The sequence below is a fragment of the Undibacterium sp. Ji42W genome (assembly GCF_049340405.1).
In the GTDB taxonomy this organism is placed as follows: Bacteria; Pseudomonadota; Gammaproteobacteria; order Burkholderiales; family Burkholderiaceae_D; genus Undibacterium.
In genome coordinates this window covers 1-441 of sequence record NZ_JBMPOV010000058.1, presented here as the reverse complement: position 1 = coordinate 441, position 441 = coordinate 1, and the positions used below count along the sequence as shown (strand labels likewise).

General features: G+C 56.5%; 1 protein-coding gene. It reads right to left on the bottom strand.

Going from position 1 to position 441, the window contains the following annotated elements; genetic code table 11:
* Nucleotides 1-441: hypothetical protein (locus ACO0LG_RS29580; protein ID WP_423032207.1), on the bottom strand; the 441-nt coding region annotated here is incomplete at both ends.

Sequence of the window (441 nt, the reverse complement as noted above, 5' to 3'; positions counted from 1 at the left end):
TTGCTTTGACCACAGAACCGGCAGGCAGGCTTTGGACGATGCGTACAGGCTGGGCGGCACCGGCATTGGTAATAGTGCTGGTCAGCGTGCTGATGTCGCCTGGCAACAGTGCATTCAAATCTGCGGCGACTGGTGTCAAATAGTCGAGACCTTGCTTGATCATGAGTGGCCAGCGGCTTTCGTTGGCCTGTGCAGCTAATGTGTCGTTCCAGTCAAAGCCAAAGGCCAGGGTTTTGCCATTACCGTAATTGGCGCTGACGATGCCTGGGCTGGTAGCTGTGCCTTTCAGCGTTGCTTCTACCGTGCCACCTGCCGTTGCCAGTTTGGTCTGGGTCGCTGGGCCAGCAAGGTCGCCACCTTTGAATACGCCGCCAGACAGACTCATTTGTTGCAAGGCTGTGGCATAGGCACCGTTATTGGTGACACCTGAGCATTGCGCGA